At 58.0% G+C, this 18,302-nt stretch carries 15 protein-coding genes and 1 tRNA gene; 11 read left to right on the top strand and 5 right to left on the bottom strand.

The genetic code is table 11. The annotated features are described in order from the left end of the window. The first annotated feature begins 89 nt into the window (after window positions 1–89). Both HDF14_RS01855 and HDF14_RS01850 read left to right on the top strand, forming a co-directional pair. Window positions 90–2,996 carry an alpha/beta hydrolase family protein gene (locus tag HDF14_RS01855; RefSeq protein ID WP_260697950.1) on the top strand — a complete coding sequence of 969 codons (2,907 nt, stop codon included), beginning with the start codon at window positions 90–92 and terminating at the stop codon, window positions 2,994–2,996. A gap of 36 nt (window positions 2,997–3,032) precedes the next feature. After that, the gene (locus HDF14_RS01850; protein WP_183972982.1) at window positions 3,033–3,653 is read left to right on the top strand and encodes a regulatory protein RecX; all 621 of its coding nucleotides are present in this window, start codon (window positions 3,033–3,035) and stop codon (window positions 3,651–3,653) included. 103 nt (window positions 3,654–3,756) lie between these two features. Here the strand turns inward: HDF14_RS01850 and HDF14_RS01845 are convergent, their stop codons facing one another. Next, window positions 3,757–4,140 carry an RNA-binding S4 domain-containing protein gene (locus HDF14_RS01845; RefSeq protein WP_183972980.1) on the bottom strand — a complete coding sequence of 128 codons (384 nt, stop codon included), beginning with the start codon at window positions 4,138–4,140 and terminating at the stop codon, window positions 3,757–3,759. Between the two features lie 33 nt (window positions 4,141–4,173). After that, window positions 4,174–4,365 (bottom strand): hypothetical protein, encoded by a 192-nt coding sequence (locus tag HDF14_RS01840; protein ID WP_183972978.1) that lies wholly within the window; start codon window positions 4,363–4,365, stop codon window positions 4,174–4,176. A 71-nt stretch (window positions 4,366–4,436) separates the two neighbouring features. Here HDF14_RS01840 and HDF14_RS01835 point away from each other — a divergent pair, with 71 nt between their 5' ends. Both HDF14_RS01835 and HDF14_RS01830 read left to right on the top strand, forming a co-directional pair. Beyond that, window positions 4,437–5,348 (top strand): hypothetical protein, encoded by a 912-nt coding sequence (locus HDF14_RS01835; RefSeq protein WP_183972976.1) that lies wholly within the window; start codon window positions 4,437–4,439, stop codon window positions 5,346–5,348. A 40-nt stretch (window positions 5,349–5,388) separates the two neighbouring features. After that, window positions 5,389–6,360, top strand: coding sequence for an amidohydrolase family protein (locus HDF14_RS01830; protein WP_183972974.1), 972 nt, complete (start codon window positions 5,389–5,391; stop codon window positions 6,358–6,360). Here the strand turns inward: HDF14_RS01830 and HDF14_RS01825 are convergent, their stop codons facing one another. Continuing rightward, complete coding sequence (locus HDF14_RS01825) at window positions 6,361–7,239, bottom strand: NAD(P)H-binding protein (RefSeq protein ID WP_183972972.1); 879 nt, start codon at window positions 7,237–7,239, stop codon at window positions 6,361–6,363. Between the two features lie 122 nt (window positions 7,240–7,361). Here HDF14_RS01825 and alaS point away from each other — a divergent pair, with 122 nt between their 5' ends. Beyond that, entirely contained in the window at window positions 7,362–10,163 is a 2,802-nt protein-coding gene (gene alaS, locus HDF14_RS01820) for an alanine--tRNA ligase (RefSeq protein WP_183972970.1), read from the top strand. A 176-nt stretch (window positions 10,164–10,339) separates the two neighbouring features. Here alaS and HDF14_RS01815 read toward each other — a convergent pair whose 3' ends face one another. Next, the gene (locus HDF14_RS01815; protein ID WP_183972968.1) at window positions 10,340–10,507 is read right to left on the bottom strand and encodes a hypothetical protein; all 168 of its coding nucleotides are present in this window, start codon (window positions 10,505–10,507) and stop codon (window positions 10,340–10,342) included. A 226-nt stretch (window positions 10,508–10,733) separates the two neighbouring features. On the opposite strand from HDF14_RS01815, the gene HDF14_RS01810 reads away from it, so the two are divergent. The 4 genes from HDF14_RS01810 to HDF14_RS26240 all read left to right on the top strand — a co-directional run bounded on the left by HDF14_RS01810 (window position 10,734) and on the right by HDF14_RS26240 (window position 16,426). After that, window positions 10,734–12,965: an N-acetylmuramoyl-L-alanine amidase gene (locus HDF14_RS01810; RefSeq protein WP_260697949.1), complete on the top strand. Its 2,232-nt coding sequence runs from the start codon at window positions 10,734–10,736 to the stop codon at window positions 12,963–12,965. Between the two features lie 342 nt (window positions 12,966–13,307). After that, a complete protein-coding gene (gene fliB, locus HDF14_RS01805) occupies window positions 13,308–14,576 on the top strand; it encodes a flagellin lysine-N-methylase (RefSeq protein ID WP_183972966.1) in 1,269 nt (422 codons plus the stop codon). 124 nt (window positions 14,577–14,700) lie between these two features. Then, on the top strand, window positions 14,701–15,819 hold the full coding sequence (locus HDF14_RS01800; protein WP_183972964.1) for a DUF6599 family protein: 1,119 nt from the start codon (window positions 14,701–14,703) through the stop codon (window positions 15,817–15,819). Window positions 15,820–16,291: 472 nt separating this feature from the next. Further along, complete coding sequence (locus tag HDF14_RS26240) at window positions 16,292–16,426, top strand: hypothetical protein (protein WP_260697948.1); 135 nt, start codon at window positions 16,292–16,294, stop codon at window positions 16,424–16,426. Window positions 16,427–16,492: 66 nt separating this feature from the next. Here the strand turns inward: HDF14_RS26240 and HDF14_RS01795 are convergent, their stop codons facing one another. Next, on the bottom strand, window positions 16,493–16,984 hold the full coding sequence (locus tag HDF14_RS01795) for a GNAT family N-acetyltransferase (protein WP_183972962.1): 492 nt from the start codon (window positions 16,982–16,984) through the stop codon (window positions 16,493–16,495). Between the two features lie 119 nt (window positions 16,985–17,103). Between HDF14_RS01795 and HDF14_RS01790 the strand changes: the two genes are divergently transcribed. Beyond that, window positions 17,104–17,997, top strand: a complete 894-nt coding sequence (locus tag HDF14_RS01790; RefSeq protein ID WP_183972960.1) for a LysR substrate-binding domain-containing protein — start codon at window positions 17,104–17,106, stop codon at window positions 17,995–17,997. Between the two features lie 105 nt (window positions 17,998–18,102). Continuing rightward, window positions 18,103–18,178, top strand: a tRNA-Thr gene (locus HDF14_RS01785). Window positions 18,179–18,302 lie beyond the last annotated feature (124 nt).

Raw genomic sequence — 18,302 nt, 5'->3', positions numbered from 1 at the left:
CGCAGCGGGCCGTGAAAAGCTTTGGCAGCATTTTCTTGTCTGATTCCTATTCCGGTTCGATCTTTGGCTTAGGGAGTTAGACTGGCGCGATGAAGAACCGGGCGATTTGGGCAGGCGTGCTGGCGTTAGTGTCAGCTAATGTTTGTGGTGGGAAGGCCAGCAGGACTTGGGCCCAGGAGTTCGGTCCTGACTCCGATTCTTTGTCGGGTGGGGCGGCGGTAAAGCGGCCGATGACGTTCGCCGATCTCCAACGAATGAAGAGAGTGAGCGATCCGCAGGTGTCGCCGAGTGGCAAGTGGGTGATGTTTTCGGCGACTGATGTTGATCTTGAGAAGAACTCGAAGGTGAATCATCTTTGGGTGGCGCCGATGGCGGCTCCTCCGGTGCTTGCGCCAGCGGCTTCGAGTGTAGGCGCCCCGACGAAAGAACGGCAGCTCACTTTCTGGAAGGATGGTGAGTCGGGAGGGCGATTTTCGCCGGATGGAAAGCAGGTTGCGTTTGTGGCGACCGATAGTGCGACGGGGCTGTCGCAGATCTTTCTTGCTGCGTGGGATGATGCTGCGGGGACGATGGGAACTCCGAAGCGGCTGACGAATGTAAGCACGGAGGCTGATGGGGCAGTGTGGTCGCCGAACTCGAAGAGGATTTTGTTTGCGTCGCGGGTGTATCCCGAGTGCACTAATGAGGCCTCGTGGACGGATGAAGATCTTTGCAACAAGAAGAAAGACGATGCGGCTGCGGCGAACCCGGTGAAGGCAGAGGTGTTTGAACATCTGTTGTACCGGCACTGGAATAGCTATATCGGTCCGAAGCGGAGTCATGTGCTTGTGGTGTCGGCGACGGATGGAAATGCGGTGCGGGACCTGACTCCGCGGCGGGACATTGGGGACGCGGAGGCGCCGACGTTTACGCTGGGTGGTCCGGTGGGATACGCGTGGGCACCTGGGTCGGAGGAGATTGCATATGTAACTAATGTTGATCTTGTTCCGGCGGCGAGCACGAACAACGATGTGTTTACACTGCTGCTGGATGATGCGGGTGCGAAGCCGCGCAAAGTTTCGACGTCGATGGGGAGCGATGACGGGCCAGCATATTCGCCTGATGGGAAATATCTTGCGTTTCGCTCGCAGGCGCGTGCGACCTACGAGAGCGATCGTTTTCGGCTGATGTTGTTTGACCGGCTTGCCGGAACGACGAAGGAACTGATGCCGAAGCTTGATCGCTGGGTGGATGAGTATGTGTGGAATCCGGAGAATCCGGAGATCTGTTTTACAACTGCGAATCATGGGGAGGAGCGGATCTTTTGTACGTATCCGAATCTCGGTGAGTCGCTGTTTGCTCTGCCGGGGAGAGGCGAGTACGGGGAGCTGCAGTTTGCGGCGTTGAAGGATGTTGGGTATGAGCTGGTGGCGACGAAGATGACGGTGGAGTCTCCGGCCGCAGTGGTGGCGCTGTTTCGCGGAGAGGTGAAGGAGTCGGCGAATAGAGATATTTCGACTGTTTCAAGTCAGATTTCGACGATCGAGGTGCAGCTTACGCATTTGAATGATGATCTGGAGCAGCATCTCGATCTGCCGCAGATGAGCAGCTTCACGTTCAGTGGTGCGGAGGGTGGGTCGGTGCAGGGCTTTATGATTCCGCCGCCTAAATTTGATAGCGCGAAGAAGTACCCTTTGAAGTTTTTGATTCATGGTGGACCACAAGGCGCGTGGGGCGATGCGTGGAGCTATCGGTGGAATGCGGAGTTGATGGCGGCGAACGGATATGTGGTGGTGATGGTCAATCCGCGCGGGTCAACGGGATATGGGCAGGCGTTTATTGATGGTGTGAATGGGGACTGGGGCGGGAAGGCCTACGTCGATCTGATGAAGGGGTTGGATTTTGCGGAGTCGAAGTATCCGTTTATCGATAAGACGCGGGAGTGTGCGCTCGGTGCTAGCTACGGCGGATTTATGGCGGACTGGATTCTGACGCATACGGATCGTTTTGCGTGCATTGTGACGCATGACGGAATGTTTAATCCTGAGAGCGCGTATGGAACGACCGAGGAGATCTGGTTTAACGAGTGGGAGTTTCGGCGGAGTGGAGAGGTCGCGCCGGGACAGCCGTGGAGATATGCTGCTGGGCCGGTTGCGAACGATCCATTCAGGAAGTGGTCGCCGATGCTTGCGATTCAAAATGCGAAGACCCCTACGCTGGTGGTGCATTCGCAGAGGGACTATCGGCTGGATGTGTCGGAGGGGTTTCAACTTTTTACGGCGTTGCAGCGGCTGAATGTGCCGAGCAAGATGCTCTATTTTCCGGATGAAGGGCATTGGGTGTTGAAGCCGCAGAACTCGAAGCTCTGGTACGAGACTGTTGGGGACTGGTGTGATCGGTGGACGAAGACGAATCTGTATGCGGCGGTTGCCCTGAATAAGGGCGCGCCGGGTGCAGGGGCGACGAAGGAATCGCTTAAGACTAAGCGGCCAGTTGCGCCTGCTCCTGATGCTCCGGTGGTTGCGGCTCCGTCTCCGGTGGTGTCGCCGTCGGTTGCGCCGTCGAACGCTCCACAAAATGTAGAGGAGACTCCGCAGGAGAGTGTGGGAGGAGAGGACTTTACGATTGCGATCAGTGCGCCGGAGGATGAGGTCCGGGCGGGCGGCGACGCAAGGGTGACGATTGCATTGAGGAATGTGTCGGATCACCAGATTGCGTTTGCGCATCGACCGGGTGCGAATAATCCGGAGTTCTCGTACCGGATTGAAGTGAAGGATGCGGCGGGGCATGTGATGGAGCCTACTGCGTATGGGCGTGAGGCGCAGCAGCATCAGCAGGAAGAGAGTCGGATGGTTGAGTATGTGCAGCCGGGGAAGGCCGCGCTGCAGACCGCCCATGTGGCAAAGCTGGTGAGCTTGACTCGGCCGGGGCGGTACACCGTACAGGTATTTCGGAAGGATCCGAAGACGGGTAAGGTGGTTCGGTCGAATGAGCTTACGCTGAATGTCGTGCCCTGATGTCTGTTTGGGTGAGAATGGATTGAGGACATTGTGATGGCGTTTGCACAGCCGAAGAAGCGGGAGCCGGTGGGTGAGGCTGGGTTGTTTGACTATGCAGTGGGGACGCTGGCGCGAAGGATGCGGACGGTGCGGGATCTGCGGCGGTTGATGAAGGCTCGCGCGGAGGACGGTGAGGCGGGCGAGCGGGCGATGGATGCAGTGATCGTGCGGCTGAAAGAGCTGAACTATTTGAGCGATACACGGTTTGCCGAGGACTATACGCGTGTGCGGAAGGAGCATGAGAAGTTTGGGCGCAGGCGTGTGCAGCAGGATTTGATGATGAAGGGTGTGGGGAAGGAACTGGTAGCTTCGACGCTGGAGACAGCGTATGAGGATGTTGATGAGGTGGCGCTGGCTCGGCAGTACATTGCGCGGAAGAGGATGAAGCAGCCTAGCGGGGAGAATGCGCAGAAGGAGACTGTGCGGACGATGAACCGGTTGTTGCGGGCTGGGTTTTCTTCGAATGCGATTTTTAAGGTGCTGAAGGCTTGGGATCTGCCGGAGGAGGCTTTGGCTGGGGTGGAAGAAGGTGGGGTGGATTCGGATTCTTATGCAGAGCCGGAGGATCGGGCGGGAGATTCGGATGGCTATGCACGGCAGAATGAGGATGAGTGATTGGGTGTCCTGCCGGACGGGCCCACTGCGCGTGGGGCGGTCACTTCGTGACTTGTGATTGCTTCGCGTGGTCCTCGCGATGCTCGGAGCGGAGATTGTGCGATTAGTAGTCGCCTCGGAAGCTGTGGATGAGGCGGCGGTCGCGTTTGTTGGGGCGTTTGGAAGATGCGGTGAAGGCGATGGGGCCGAGGAGTTTGCGCTCTTCGGCAGCTTTGCGGCGGGACTCTTTGCTTTCTTCGGTTTCGCGGTAGAGGGTTTGCGCGATGGCCGCGGAGCCGCGCTGGTGGCTAAGGGCCAGGACTTCGATGTCGAATTCTCCGGCTTCGTTTTTGATGTGGAGCTTGTCGCCTGCGCGGACCTCGCGAGAGGGCTTGGCGGAGATGTTGTTCGAGGTGATGCGGTTCATGTCGCAGGCTTTGGAGGCTTGCTCGCGAGTTTTGAAGAAACGGGCGGCCCAGAGCCACTTGTCGATGCGCGTGCCGGTCATGTAGCTATTTTCTTCTACTTCTGTCGGTAGGTGTTAGATGGCGCGGAGCATGCGCACGGGGAGATAGAAGAGAGCGGCGATGAGCTCGAAGGTTCCGCCGACTACGATTCCGACGAGTCGGAAGGGAAGAAGGATGAGCCAGATGAGCGGATAGAGAAGAAGCGCCGCGAGGGCGAGGGGCCAACAGAAGACCATGAGGATCAGAAATAGCAAAAAGTTGAGCATTCGTGTTTCTCTCCTGTTGAGATTAAACGGTGGGAGCAGGGAAAAAGTTCCCTGGGGTGGATGATAGGAGGATGGTTGAGAACGAGTTGAAGCGGGTGGTTGGGGTGGACTGGTCGGGCGATAAGGGGCCGGGGCAGAGAAGGAAGATTTGGGCTGGGGTTTGGACGGCTTCTACGGGGCGGGTGACGCTGGAGGGTGGGAGAACGCGGGAGGAGCTGATTGCGTGGCTGATTGAGATAAGCGAGGAGACTCCTCGGATGGTGGTGGGGTTTGACTTTACGTTTAGCTATCCAGCTTGGTTTCTGAGGGAGTTGGGGATTGGGTCGGCGCCGGAGTTTTGGCGATTGGTTGCGGATGGGCAAGGAGAAAAATGGCTGCATCGGGACTGTGAGGATGTGCGGTTTTGGGGGAGGGTAGGGCCGAGGCGGCATGGGAAGAAGCCCGCGGAGTTTTGCGGGGAGCATGCGCACAGGATGTTGCGGCGGGCGGAGACGGTGTTGAAGGTGCGGGCGGAGATGACCGATCCGCTGCAGGTCGCGAAGATTGCGGGGATCGCGCCTAAGTCGGTGTTTCAGATTGGTGGAGCGGGGGCGGTGGGGACTGCTTCGCTGAGGGGGATGCCGGGATTGCTGGTGTTGCGTGAGGCTGGGTTTCGGATCTGGCCCTACGATGAGCCGGATGTGAAACGGGCGCCGACGGTGGTGGAGATTTATACGCGGCTGATGACAGGGGCGGTGAATAAGAGTTCGGAGGTGGCGCGGACTGCTTATCTTGCGAAGAAGAAGCGGGAGAATGCGATGTATGCGGGGTTGTCGAGATTGGTGGTGGCGAAGGCGCGGGCTTCGGAGGATGCCTTCGATGCGTTGGTGACGGCGATGGTGATGACGGAGCATCGTGGAGAGTTTGCAGTGTTGCGGAAGACGGAGGATGAGGTGTTTCGGATGGAGGGGCAGACCTGGGTGCCGGGGTTGGTGGGTGAATGAGTGCGGGAAACTCTGGTGGATGGATGGCGTCTAAGGTGGGATGAAGACGATCACGCTGGAAGAACATTTTTTGACTGAGACGTATGTGCGGGCGACGGCGGAGTACTCCGCGAAGATGGGGATGCAGTTTCCTGAGATGCAGGCGAAGCTGCTGGACCTTGGGGCGGGGCGAATTGCAGCGATGGATGAGGCTGGGATCGATCTGCAGGTGATGTCGCTGGTGGCGTTCGGGTTGGAGGGGTTGAGCGCGGCGGACGGGACCGTTGTGGCGCGAGAGGTGAATGACGAGCTGGCGGCGGCTGTGGCGGAGCATCCAGATCGGCTGGCTGGATTCGCGACGTTGGCGCTTAAGGATGTGGGCGAGGCAACGAAGGAGTTGGAGCGATGTGTGCACGGGTTGGGGTTTCGTGGGGTGATGGTGAATGGGACCGTGGGGGGACGGTTCTTTGATGATGCACGGTTTCTGCCGTTCTTCGAGGCGGCGGCTGCGCTTGGTGTACCGGTTTATCTGCATCCGGCACCGCCTCCGGAGCCGGTTCGCGAGGCTTACTACTCTGGATTGCCGGGAGAGTTGGGGCGGATGCTGTCGATTGCGGGGTGGGGATGGCACTCGGAGACGGCCCTGCATACGCTTCGGCTGATTGTGTCGGGCTTGTTCGATAAGGTCCCGGGGTTGCAATTGATTATTGGGCACATGGGTGAGGGGCTGCCGTTCGCGCTGGCGCGGTCTAGCGGGATGTTGTCGGGGGCGGCTAAGTTAAAGCGGCCGGTGGCGGATTATTTCAAGACGAATATTCATCTGACGACGAGTGGGTATTTCACTCTGCCGCCGCTGGAGTGTGCGCTCGAGGTGGTTGGGATTGAGAGGATGATGTATTCGGTGGACTATCCGTTTAGTGCGAACACGAAGGGGAAGGATTTTCTGGAGAAGGTGGCGGGGGTGTTGTCTGGAGCGGAGATGGAGATGTTGGTGGGTGGGAATGCGGCGAAGGTGCTGCGGCTGGGTGATTGATTAACGCAGCACAGCAGGCTTCAATACCTCTTCGCACCACTGGCGAAAAGTAGTGGGCGTGGTGGACTCCGCAGTTCGCGGTTCCATGTTGTCGAGACCTTCATTCTTAGCCACCATCATTTCCACCATGGCAGTGGCCATCGACTCGGATGCTCCGGACTCGATCAGACTCGCCTTGAAGGCATCGAACGGAACCTGCTGAAAGCGAACTGGTCTTCCCAGTACCTCTGAGATGATCTGCGCCATCTCGTTGCATGACAGATCCTCTGGGCCAAGGACCGGCACGTTGCCACTCCCGCTCCACGAAGAATCGAGCAGCAGTTTCGCCGCTACCGCCGCGATGTCGCGTGTCGCGCATGTTGGGGTTTTCAGGTCCCCGGACATCGGCGAGAAGAACATTCCCTGGTTCTTGATCGGCTCAACCTGACGAAGAAAGTTATCCATAAACGAAGGCATCGTCAGTGCGCGGAAGGCGACGCCCGTGCTTGCTATCAGATCATCCATCGCGATGGATGCGGACACCAGCCCGGCAGGCTTAGGCCATCCGCGCCCCAGGGCCGAAACCGCAACAACCTGTTTCACACCTCGGCTCTTGAAGGCTTCACACGCCGGCCTTATAAATTCCAGATATCGCTTCTCAACGTTGTTGGCCTGGAAGTCCGGAGGGACTACCCAGAACACGGAATCGGCACCTTCGAATGCCTGGTTGACGACCACGCTGTCGCTATGCGATCCCTGCACCACCTCGACCCGCTTGCGTGTATGCGCAGGCAGGCGCGAAGGATCGCGCGCAATCACGCGGATGGTCTCGCCGCAATTCAGAAGCTTCTCGAGGACCTGATGGCCGATCGCCCCTGCGGGCGTGGTGATAACGATCATGTTGTCTCCTCCATCCATTCCAAAGTCTCCGTGTTGAAGGAATAGAAGTTTCCTTTCTGCGATGTCCTGCTCCGCTTCGGGATTCTACGACGAATGCCGTTGCGCTGATAAACTTGGTGCTTATGATTAATCGTTCAGGCAGCCAGATTCGGGAAGATTTTTTGCGGTTTTTTGAGGGTAAAGAGCATCGGCGGGTGCACTCTTCTTCGCTGGTGCCGGTGAACGATCCTACGCTGCTGTTTACCAACGCGGGGATGAATCAGTTCAAGGATGTTTTTCTTGGGAACGAGAAGCGGGATTACACGCGGGCGGTCAGCTCTCAGAAGTGTGTGCGGGCGGGGGGCAAGCATAACGATCTTGAGAACGTCGGGTTTACGCGGCGGCACCATACTTTCTTTGAAATGTTGGGGAATTTTTCCTTTGGGGATTACTTCAAGAAGGATGCGATTGCTTATGCGTGGGAGCTGCTGACTTCTAATCACGATCATTGCTTTGGGATAGATCCTGCGAAGCTTTACGTGACGATCTTTGAAGGGGATGCGAAGGTTCCGCGAGATGATGAGGCGGAGAAGTTTTGGATTGAGACGGGCGTGCCGAAGGAGAGGATCTTTGGGATGTCGGCCAAAGATAACTTCTGGCAGATGGGGGATACGGGGCCTTGTGGGCCTTGTAGCGAGATCTTCTACGACCTGGGGATTGAGGCAGCTGAAGAGGCGGGAGTGGATAAGCCGTTTCCGCAGGATGATCAGCGGTACGTCGAGATTTGGAATCTAGTTTTTATGCAGTTTGATCGGAGCAGCGATGGGACGCTGACGCCGCTGCCGAAACCGTCGATCGATACGGGGATGGGGTTGGAGCGGGTTGCGGCGGTGCTGCAGGGAGTGTTGTCGAACTTTGAGACGGATTTGTTTACTCCGCTGATTGCGCGGGCGGAGGAGTTGACCGGGCATAAGGTGGAGCCGGAGCATGCTGTTGATGACCGGTCGCGTGCGAGCTTGAGGATTATTGCGGACCATGCTCGGGCGGCTACGTTTTTGATCTCGGATGGTGTGCTGCCTGCCAATGAAGGCAGAGGGTACGTGCTGCGGAAGATTCTGCGGCGCGGGATTCGGCATGGACGGCTGCTAGGGCAGGAGAAGCCGTTTATGTATGAGATGGTGTTTGCGGTTCGGGATGAGATGCAGGTGGCTTATCCGGAGTTGAAGGAGACTGCGGAGCGGGTGAGTAGGGTGGTGCTGGCGGAGGAGGAGCAGTTTGCTCGGGTGCTAACCTCCGGCGCGAAACTCCTTGACCGGTCCATTGAAACTGCCAAGAGCGAGTACTTGTCGAATTCTGATCCTGAACAAAACAATGCGCTGATGAGTGATTTGGGTTTAAACCCAAATGAGGTGCATGGCTATTTGCCTGAATCTGCGATTCTTCCTGGGACAATCGCTTTTCATCTCTACGAAACCTACGGGCTACCGCTTGACTTCATGATTGACGCTGCCCGTGATGCTTCTATCAAATTCGACCAAGAGGGTTTTGATCAAGCGAAGGAAGAGGAGCAGGCTCGGGCTCGGGCTTCTTGGAAGGGTGGGTCGCAGAAGTCGGCGGCGCCGGTTTATCGCGAGTTGCCGAAGACGGAGTTTGAAGGATATTTGACGCTGCGGGTGGATGGGGCGAAGGTGTTGGCGCTGGTGAAGGATGGCGTTGGTGTGCCGGAGTTGAAGGGTGGCGAGACGGGTGAGGTGGTCCTCGACGCTACTAGTTTCTATGCGGACTCGGGTGGGCAGGTTGGGGATCAGGGGTGGTTGTACTCGGGGGATCACAACCTGGTGGTGGCGGAGGTGAGTGGCGCGACCAAGCCGGTGCAGGGAGTGTTTGCGCATAAGGTGAGGGCGAATCATACGATTGCGGTGGGCGATACGGTGGATACGGTGGTCGATGGTGCGGTGCGGGCGGCTACGACGCGGAATCATACGGGGACGCATCTGCTGCATGCGGCGTTGCGGGAGGTGCTGGGTAAACATGTGAAGCAGGCAGGGTCGTTGAACGATGCGACGCGGCTACGGTTTGATTTTTCGCACTTTACGGGTGTGGCCGAGGAGGAGTTGCGCGAGGTTGAGGAGATTGTGAACCGGCAGGTGATGGGGAATACGAAGGTGGAGACGCTGGTGGATGTGCCGATCGACGTGGCGGTGAATGAGCTGGGCGCGATGGCGCTGTTTGGCGAGAAGTATGGCGAGAAGGTGAGGGTGGTGAAGATCGGCGACTTTTCGACGGAGCTTTGCGGCGGGATTCATACGGGGGCTACGGGCGAGATTGGCGTGATCAAGGTGGTGGGGGAGGGGTCGGTGTCTTCGGGCGTGCGACGCGTGGAGGCGGTGAGTGGGACGGGGGCGCTGCATGAGTTCCGGAGGGATTTTGAGGTGGCTCGTGTGGTGGGGGCGATGTTGGGAAGCTCTTCGGATGAGGTGACTCCGGCGGATGGGCTGCGTGCTCGGATTGCGGCGCAGGAGGAGGAGATGAAGAAGCTGCGGCGGGAGCTGGATGCAGTGCGGATGAAGGCGGCGAGTTCGTCTTTGTCTGACGCCAGCGCATCTGCAGTGGAAGTGAAGGGCGTGAAGCTGTTGGCGCAGCGGGTGGATGGAGTGGAGAAGGCGCAGATGCGGGAGCTGGTGGATTCGTTGCGGATTAAGTTGGGAAGTGGTGTTGTTGTGTTGGGCGCTGCTGTGGATGGGAAGGTTTCGTTGATTGTGGGCGTGACGAAGGATCTGACTTCGCGGGTGCAGGCGGGGAAGATTGTTGGACAGCTTGCGGCTCAGGTTGGAGGGAAAGGCGGGGGACGGCCTGATCTGGCGGAGGCTGGTGGGAATGATGTTGGTTCGTTGGATGCGGCTTTGAAGAGTGCGGCGGAGGTGGTGGGCGGTTTGCTGGGGTAGGAACTGCTCCGGCATTCCATTCCAATTTCTGCTATCTCAGCAGACCTCGTCTGACATACTATTTTGTCAGAGACCGCCAAACGGTTTCCTCTTGCTCCTCAGAGTGCCAGGGAGCGAATTCCGGCATTGAGGAGTTTGTTCAGGTCTTCTTCAGTTACCACGCCTTCCTCGAGTGACTACTTCGGTTCTTCGGATTCGAGGAGCTGGCGGGTCTCTGCGAGGTTGAGGGTGTTTCCGTCCACGACGAATTCGTAGTCGCCGGCGTTATCGGGGACTTTGAATATGCCTTCTACCTTGTGGCCGCGCTTGCGAAGAGCTGCGACGAGAAGATCGATATCTACCATGCGGGAAAGTGTACAGGAAGTTTTTACCTTGCAACTGAGAGGTCGGGTGGATGGGACGCAGAGTCTGAAGTGCCGATCGGCGTTGGGTAGCTAGTTCGGGGAGACACAAGGGCTTGTGTTTTGGGAATCACGGGGGGTATCGGGGGGTGTACGGGGGTTCTTTTCACGCGCGTTTTAGGGTGGGCTCTCTTAAACTTAGCCAAGTCTGTCGATTTTGAAGAAGGCAATGGGCTTAGGGAAGACAACTCGTTTTTGGTGGAGTGGCGGTTGCGCGGTGGTGCTGGGTTGCGCGATGGTGCAGGTTCTGCCTGCGAAGCCGGCGCAGAAGAGGCATGCGGAGTTGAGCGCCTGGGAGCAGGCGGAGCGGGGTCGTGAGACTTTGGAGGCGATGCCGGAAGGGACGCGGACAAAGGCGGACTATACGCGGGCGATGGATGGGTTTCGTGCGGTGTACCACGAGTCGCCAAGGGATATGCATGCTCCCGATAGCGTGAATGCGGTGGCGGAGCTGCTGGCTGAACAGGGGCGCGGGCTGCATGATGCGATGAGTCTGAAGGCGGCGGTGGGTCAGTATGAGTTTTTACGGACGCAGTATCCGGGAAGCTCGCTGCGGGTGAGTGCGCTGTTGGCGGAAGGACAGATCTATGAGAATGATCTTCATGATGTGGAGGCGGCGCGGGAGAGATATTCGCTGCTGGTGAAGCAGTATCCGCGAAGTGAAAAGGCGGAGGAGGCGCGGGCTGGGCTGGCTTCGTTGGAGCAAGGTGCAGGGCGTGGGGTGCAGGATGCTGCTGTGGCGGTGGCTCCGGCTCCGGTTTTGCCTTCTGTGACTAAGGAGATTGGAACGGGCGGGGCTTCTGCGTCTGCTTCGAGTGGGGTCGATGGGAAGGCTGTGGGTGCGGGCGCGGCGGCAGTTGCAGTGCCGATGGATGAGACGGCCGATGCGGCCGTCGGTGGGGCTTCGGCTGGTGAAGCGCAGGGTGCTGCGCCGATGCATGTTGCGAAGACGGCGCGGCGAGGGCATTTGGCACAGGTGGCGGGGATTCGGCATTGGTCGACGCCGAACTATACGCGGGTGGCGATCGACCTGGGCGATGATGTGACGTATGAGGCGGCGAGGGTGCCGAATCCGGATCGGATTTATTTCGATCTGCATGGCACACGGCTGGCGCAGGAGCTGGTCGGGAAGAGCTTTGCGGTGACCGATGATGGATATTTGAAGAGGATCCGGGCGGCGCAGTTTTCCAACGACATGACGCGCGTGGTGCTGGATGTTAATGATGTGACGGAGTATTCGGCGTTTCTGCTGCCGAATCCCTATCGCTTAATTATAGATATCCATGGCGGGAGCAAGGCGGAACCGGGTGCGCCGGCGGTGAACGTTCCGATGCAGAGGGCGGCCGCGGCTGCACCGACAGTGCCGAATACGACGGCGGTGAAGTCGGGGAGTTCGTTTGACGTAGCGGCGCTGAGTGCGCAGCCGGGAAGAGTGGAGGCTACCAGTCAGCCGACCTCGCAGCCGATCTCTGCGGTGGTTACGGGGAAGAAAGATTCGGGTGCGGATTCGTCCGGCGCGACTGCAGGCGTCGTTGCGGGTGCTGCGGTTGGAGCTGCTCCTGATGTGCCGGTGGCGGTGCCGACGAAACGGTTGAAGAAGGGTAAGGCCGTGAAGGATGCGGATGCTGTGCCGGCAAGGGCGGCGGTGCCTACGGCGGATGGCGAGACGTCGATGGTGCGGGCGCTGGGGTTGAAGATCGGGCGGATCGTGATCGATGCGGGGCATGGGGGACATGACTCGGGGACGCTGGGCGTTGATGGGATTGAAGAGAAGGATGTGGTGCTGGATGTGGCGCTGCGGCTGGGAAAGCTGCTCCATGATCGGCTGGGGGCGGAGATTATTTATACGCGGTCGGACGATACGTTTATTCCGTTGGAGACGCGGACGGCAATTGCGAATAAGGCGCAGGCGGATCTGTTTCTTTCGATTCATGCCAACTCGTCCGCGGATGCAAGTGCGCGTGGGGTAGAGACTTACTATCTGAACTTCACTTCGTCGCCTGATGCGCTGGAGACGGCTGCGCGAGAGAACGCGGTATCGGATCAGTCGATTCATCAGTTGAGCGATCTGGTGAAGAAGATTACGTTGAAGGACAAGATCGAGGAGTCTCGTGAGTTCGCGGCGGATGTGGAGCAGAGTTTGTATGGCGGGTTGCAGCGAGGCAACGCGGGGTTGAAGGATCGCGGGGTGAAGAAGGCTCCGTTTGTGGTGTTGATTGGGGCGAATATGCCCTCCATTCTGGCAGAGATTTCATTTGTCACGAATGCGAAGGACGCTCGGCAACTGCAGCAGCCCGATTATCGGGAGCGGGTGGCGGAGAGTCTATATAAAGGCGTCGCGAAATATGCGGGTGGGTTGAGTGGGGCGAAGGTACCGACGGAGCGGGCTAACGGGAATTGAATTGGGGTGGTAGTGGCTCTTCGTTGTGAGCGGTAAAAAGGGACAAGTCAATGGTGCCGGCTCCCGCATCGTCACGATGGTATCGGTAACACCAAAGATAGAAGCAAGGGCGAAATGCGGGGGTCTCTCCACTGCGTCGAGATGACGATTTTTGGGTAGAGGGGGGGATTTCGGCGGGTTTGGGCAATACGACGGTCGATTGATTCTTAGATTTTTCCAATCTGGATGATCCAGTGATGGCAACGCATTTGCTGTTGTGTCGTCGCGGATATTTTTTCGCGCGAAGATGCGTTGCGAGCCTGGTGCTTTCGAGATGACTCGCCGTGCTTCCTGAGGAGGTCCATGAGGCCGGAGACGCAGAAGATTCAACCGCTTTACGGGAGTGCTTTTCACTGTATCGGGACTGAGTGCGAGGACTCCTGTTGTCATGGCATGAGCGTTCTGGTGGACAAGAAGACGTATGAGGGGTATCAGGCGTTTCCTGAGGAGAAGCTGGGTGCTCTGGTGAAGCAGTATGTCTCGATTCTTCCTGTCGGGGCGACGGAGTCTCTTTACGCGCGAATTCGGCCGGATGCTTCAGGGCGGTGCCCTTTTCTTTCGGCTGAGCGGCTCTGCGGGGTGCAGAAGGAGTATGGTTCGGAGCTGCTATCTGCTACTTGTTCCACATACCCTCGTGCGTTGAACAGTGTGGAGGATGAGCTTGAGGTTTCGCTCTACCTCTCGTGTCCGCAGGCGGCGCGTCAGGTGTTGCTCGATGCCGACTCGACGCGGAGGGTGGGGGAGGCTTCTTCAGCTCACTTTCGAATGGATCAGTTTTCGCGGCTGACGAGTGGGGATGGGCCGATCCATAAACCGACGCGCTACTTCTGGGAGGTTCGGGACCTAATGGTGGCGATGATTCAGGATCGTGGGCGTCCGTTTTGGCAGCGGCTGTTTTTGTTGGGGATGCTGTGTAAGCGTTTGAACGAGGTGGTGAGTGCGCAGGAAGATGATGCAGTGCCGGAGATTCTGAGCAGCTATTGGGCGATTGTGGAATCGGGTGCTCTGCGCGACAAACTGGAGAAGGTGCCGGCGCAGCCTGCGGTGCAGCTGGATGTGGTGCTTCGGTTGATCGACCAGCGAATTCGTGCGGGCTCTTGTGGCCAACGTTTCCTGGAGTGCTTCGACGAGTTTTTGCAGGGCATCGGATATTCTGCTGGGTCGACTTCGGCAAGCGATGCGCTCCATTACGTGGAGGCGGAAGCAAAGTATTGCGCGCCGTTCTTTGCGGCGCATCCGCATATTCTGGAGAACTATCTGCTGAACTATATCTATAGGACGCTGTTTCCGTTTGGCAGGGAGGCTAGCGCTCATATAACTCCGCAGGGGATTTTTGACGAATACATGTTGATGGTGACGCAGTATGCGCTGATCTACGGCCTGCTGGTCGGGATGGCGGGTTATGCGCGAGAGGCGTTCGGAGAGGAGCATGTGGTCAGGCTGGTGCAGTCGTTTTCGAAGACGGTGGAGCATAGCCCGAGTTATTTGAAGGAGATTAATCAATTGATTGCCAGCAGGGGGTTGGGAGATCCCGATGGGATTGCGACTCTGTTGAGGTTCCCCGTCGAGTGATGCGGTTGATTGTCTTTGATGGTGAGTCGGGAAAGGAGGATTGGGTCCGCGGGAGAGGGCGATGGTGATCGATGGGCTTTGACGTCTAGGCTTACGTTCGGGTGCTGGTGTAGTCTGACCACGTATGGGTTTTTCTTCTCGGATGCGGGTAGTGGCGCCGGTTTTGCTGGCGTTTGCCATGGCGGGTGCGTCGGCGATTTCGCTGGAGGGACAGACGGCGAAGGTGATGCTTGCGGAGCCTCCTGCTCCGTTGCTGCCGGAGTCGCTGCGGGGAGGGCCGGACCATGAAGCGGGTAATGGCGCTCCGTCATGGAGCGGAGTTGATGGTCCGGTGCTGATAGAGGATGGGCTTCGGCGATATGAGCGGGGCGGACCGCAGAGTCCGGTGGCTGGCGGTGGGGCACGGGGCGGCACGATTACGGTTTATCAGTTTGTGGATGCGACGGGAGCGGCCGCGGCGTATGACTACCTCTACAAGAGTGCGCCTTATGTCGTGCGGAGTGGCGTGTCCGTGGTGGTCGCGAATCTGAAGGGTAGTTCGGCTTCGGCTGAGGCGCAGTTGCGGACGGTGGAGACTGGGCTGCCGAAGGTGGGAGGGCCTAAGGGGATGTCTCCGCTGCTGCCGACCTATCTGCCGACGAAGGGGTTGGAAAATGGGTCGCAGCGTTATGCGCTGGGGCCGGTGGGTTATAAGGCGATGGGTGGCGTGTTGCCGCCGGAGATTGTTGGCTTCGATAAGGCTGCGGAGGTTGTGACGGCAAAGTATGAGGGGAAGGGCACGCTGACAATGCTGCTCTATCCGACGCCGCAGATTGCGGGCGACCACGGGCGGCAGATCGAGACGGAGATGAACCGGGAGGGTGGTGCGGCCGGAACCGTGATGCTGAGGCGTGAGGGACCACTGGTGCTGCTGACGACCGGAGCCTGGAACGCGGAGGAGGCGAAGAGGCTGGTGGACGGGATCCATCTGCGGAGCGAGGTGACGTGGAACAAGCCGGTACCGCCAGAGTTCCATGCGGAAATCAAGAAGACCGTGAGCCTGCTTACCAGCATTCTGGTTTTCTGTGGACTGGGGGCTTTGGCCGCGGTAATTCTGGCACTATTTCTGGGTGGCGGGCGGGCTGCGATTAGGGTACTTCAGGGTAAGCCGGCGGCGACTGAGCCGGAGTTCCTTCGGATCGACCTGAGCGGAAGTGCGGCCCGGATTCAGACAGGGGATCCGAAGTCGACCACCCGGGGATGACGGAAGGCTGCTATATCTGCACTGATGATGGTGCATGGAATGGGCTAAGCGGCTGATAGGAATGCCGTTTGAGATTTCGTGGGCAGGCATAAAGCGAATATAAGGCGAACATCAGGGGTGGTGTTATCAGGTTAGTAACCCCCGTAACCGTATGATCAATAAGGACTTACAGTAGGCGAGTTTTGGCCTTGACACGTCATATCGCCAAACTTAGTATTTCGCCAGAAAGTTCTGATGGCTTTGCCTCCGTTGGAACTATTCTCCCTAAAGAAGAGGCCACCTCGTTGCCGGGTGGCCTCTTCGCTTTTTTGGAGGGTGTTTTCGGGGCGATTTTTTAGAGTTGGATGGTTACCAAAGTGGGAGAGAAGCTGACGAAAACAAGAGGCGCTCAAGGTGCTGTCTCACGGCTGAGAGCGTCGTTGTCGATGCAGAGAGCAGGGAACAGAAAGCTCTTCGAAGGAAGCGGCGTTTTATGTCTCAGGGTCTGCATCCGGTGTTTCAAATAGCGATCGCTCTGGCTGCACTTGCGATGTTGGTGTGGCCAACCGGTACGGAAGAAGGGATGGATTGCAGGAGGGAAGACACTGACCGGATTGATGCGCCGTGACATGGAGGACGGGTCGCTTGTTGTTTTTTGATTTTGAAATATGGAGCGACGTGTGACGACGTATCTCTACGGAGTGAAGAAGGATAGTTCCATCGAGACGTCTGCACGGGCATAGGGGGAAGGCACCACGCGGTCGGGCGGAAGTCGCCGAAAGCCGATTGCTTCGTAGAGGTGAATAGCAGGGGTGAGCTTGTGGTTGGTCTCGAGGTAGAGGCGGGTTGCGCCTGAGATTCTTGCTTCGTCCACAACCTTTTCAAGGAGACGGCGGCCGATTCCGCTACCCTGACAGGCCCGCGTTACGGCCATCTTGGATACTTCGAACTCTCCGGGTTCCATGGCGACGAGGGCGCAGCAGCCGACGGCGTCGCCGTTTTGAACGGCAAAGAAGATTCTGCCGCCGTGATCGAGAATAGTCGCCTGGGGGTTCGAGAGGTAGTTGATGTCCTTCGGCTCGAGAACGAACTCGCGGGTGATCCACTCTTCGTTCAGGAGACGGAAGGCGATCTCGTCTCCTGGTTCAAATTCGCGAATTTTGAAGTCGAGAGCAGTGTTGTTCATGAGGGTCTCCATTGGTTCTGGTGAGTGGGGGACTGAACGACGTCTCCCTGAAGTCAACGCTACGAGGAGTTTCGCAGGATGTCCAATAGGTGAAAGGTCGCAATCTATATCATTGGCGTATGAGCGACCAGATCGAGTTGCGACATCTACGCTACTTCCTCGCGGTCGCAGAGACGCTTCATTTCAGCAGGGCAGCCAGACGTCTGGGGATGGCACAGCCTCCGCTAAGCCAACAGATCAAACGGCTGGAGCAGCTGCTGGGTCATGCTCTTTTTGAGCGGACGACGCGTGGGGTGAAGCTGACGCCTGCCGGACAACTGCTTGTGAGACGCGCACGAAGCACGATGGAGAAGGTGGACGAAGACCTTGCACAGGTTCGCAGACTTGGGCGCGGTGAAGAGGGGACGCTGACCGTGGGGTTCAGTGGCTCGGTGATGTTCACGGAGTTGCCTGCCGCGATTCAGAGTTTTCGACATCGTTATCCGAAGGTGGAACTGCGTCTGCGTGAGCTTGTGACCTCTGCGCAGATCGCGGCGCTGCTGAATGGGCAGATTGACCTTGCGTTTCTGCGGGATGGGGACCCGACTGAGGGGATTCGCATCACTACGCTGTTGAAAGAAAAGTATGTGGCTGTGCTGCCGGAGGCGCACGCGTTGGCTCGGCGAAGAACGTTGAGCGTCAAAGCACTGGAGGGAGAGCCGTTCATCATGTTTGCGCGACGGATGGGCCCGCTTGCCTACGACCGAACCATCGCCTGTTGCGAGCGGGAGGGGTTTCGCCCGAACATTGTTCAGGACGCGCCGCAGTGGCTGACGCTAGTGCGGCTGGTGTCCGCGGGGCTTGGTGTGACGCTGGCGCCGGCCTGCGTCGCGAGGGTCGCGGTGCCGGGGGTGGTGTATCGAGAGGTGAAGGCGGCGTGCCGGACTTCGATTGATCTCGGGGTTAAGGTGGGAGTAGAGAGTGTTCTTGCAAGGAACTTCATCGAGATTGCGAATCGACATCTTGCCGATTGATTCTCGATGGCGGGTAGATTATTTGGGATTGTGGCGCAGCCAAGAGAACTGGGTCGAATAGAAGATTTGGCGGATGGCTGCGATGCCGCTAGAATAGAGAGACAGGCCGATGTAGCTCAGTTGGTAGAGCAACTGATTCGTAATCAGTAGGTCAGCGGTTCAACTCCGCTCATCGGCTCCATTCCTTTTCAATAACTTATAAGCGTGCTTTTAGATTTAGTGGCCAAGAGCAACTGATTATTGGTTGCTGTTATTTCCAGTAAGCCTCTTAGTTTCATCTGCATACCTAAAAGCTGCAAAGTGAT

Origin of the sequence: Tunturiibacter gelidiferens, assembly GCF_014201335.1 — a bacterium.
In the GTDB taxonomy this organism is placed as follows: Bacteria; Acidobacteriota; Terriglobia; order Terriglobales; family Acidobacteriaceae; genus Edaphobacter; species Edaphobacter lichenicola_E.
Note: the sequence above shows the minus strand (reverse complement) of the source record. Positions and strands in the feature narration are given on the sequence as shown.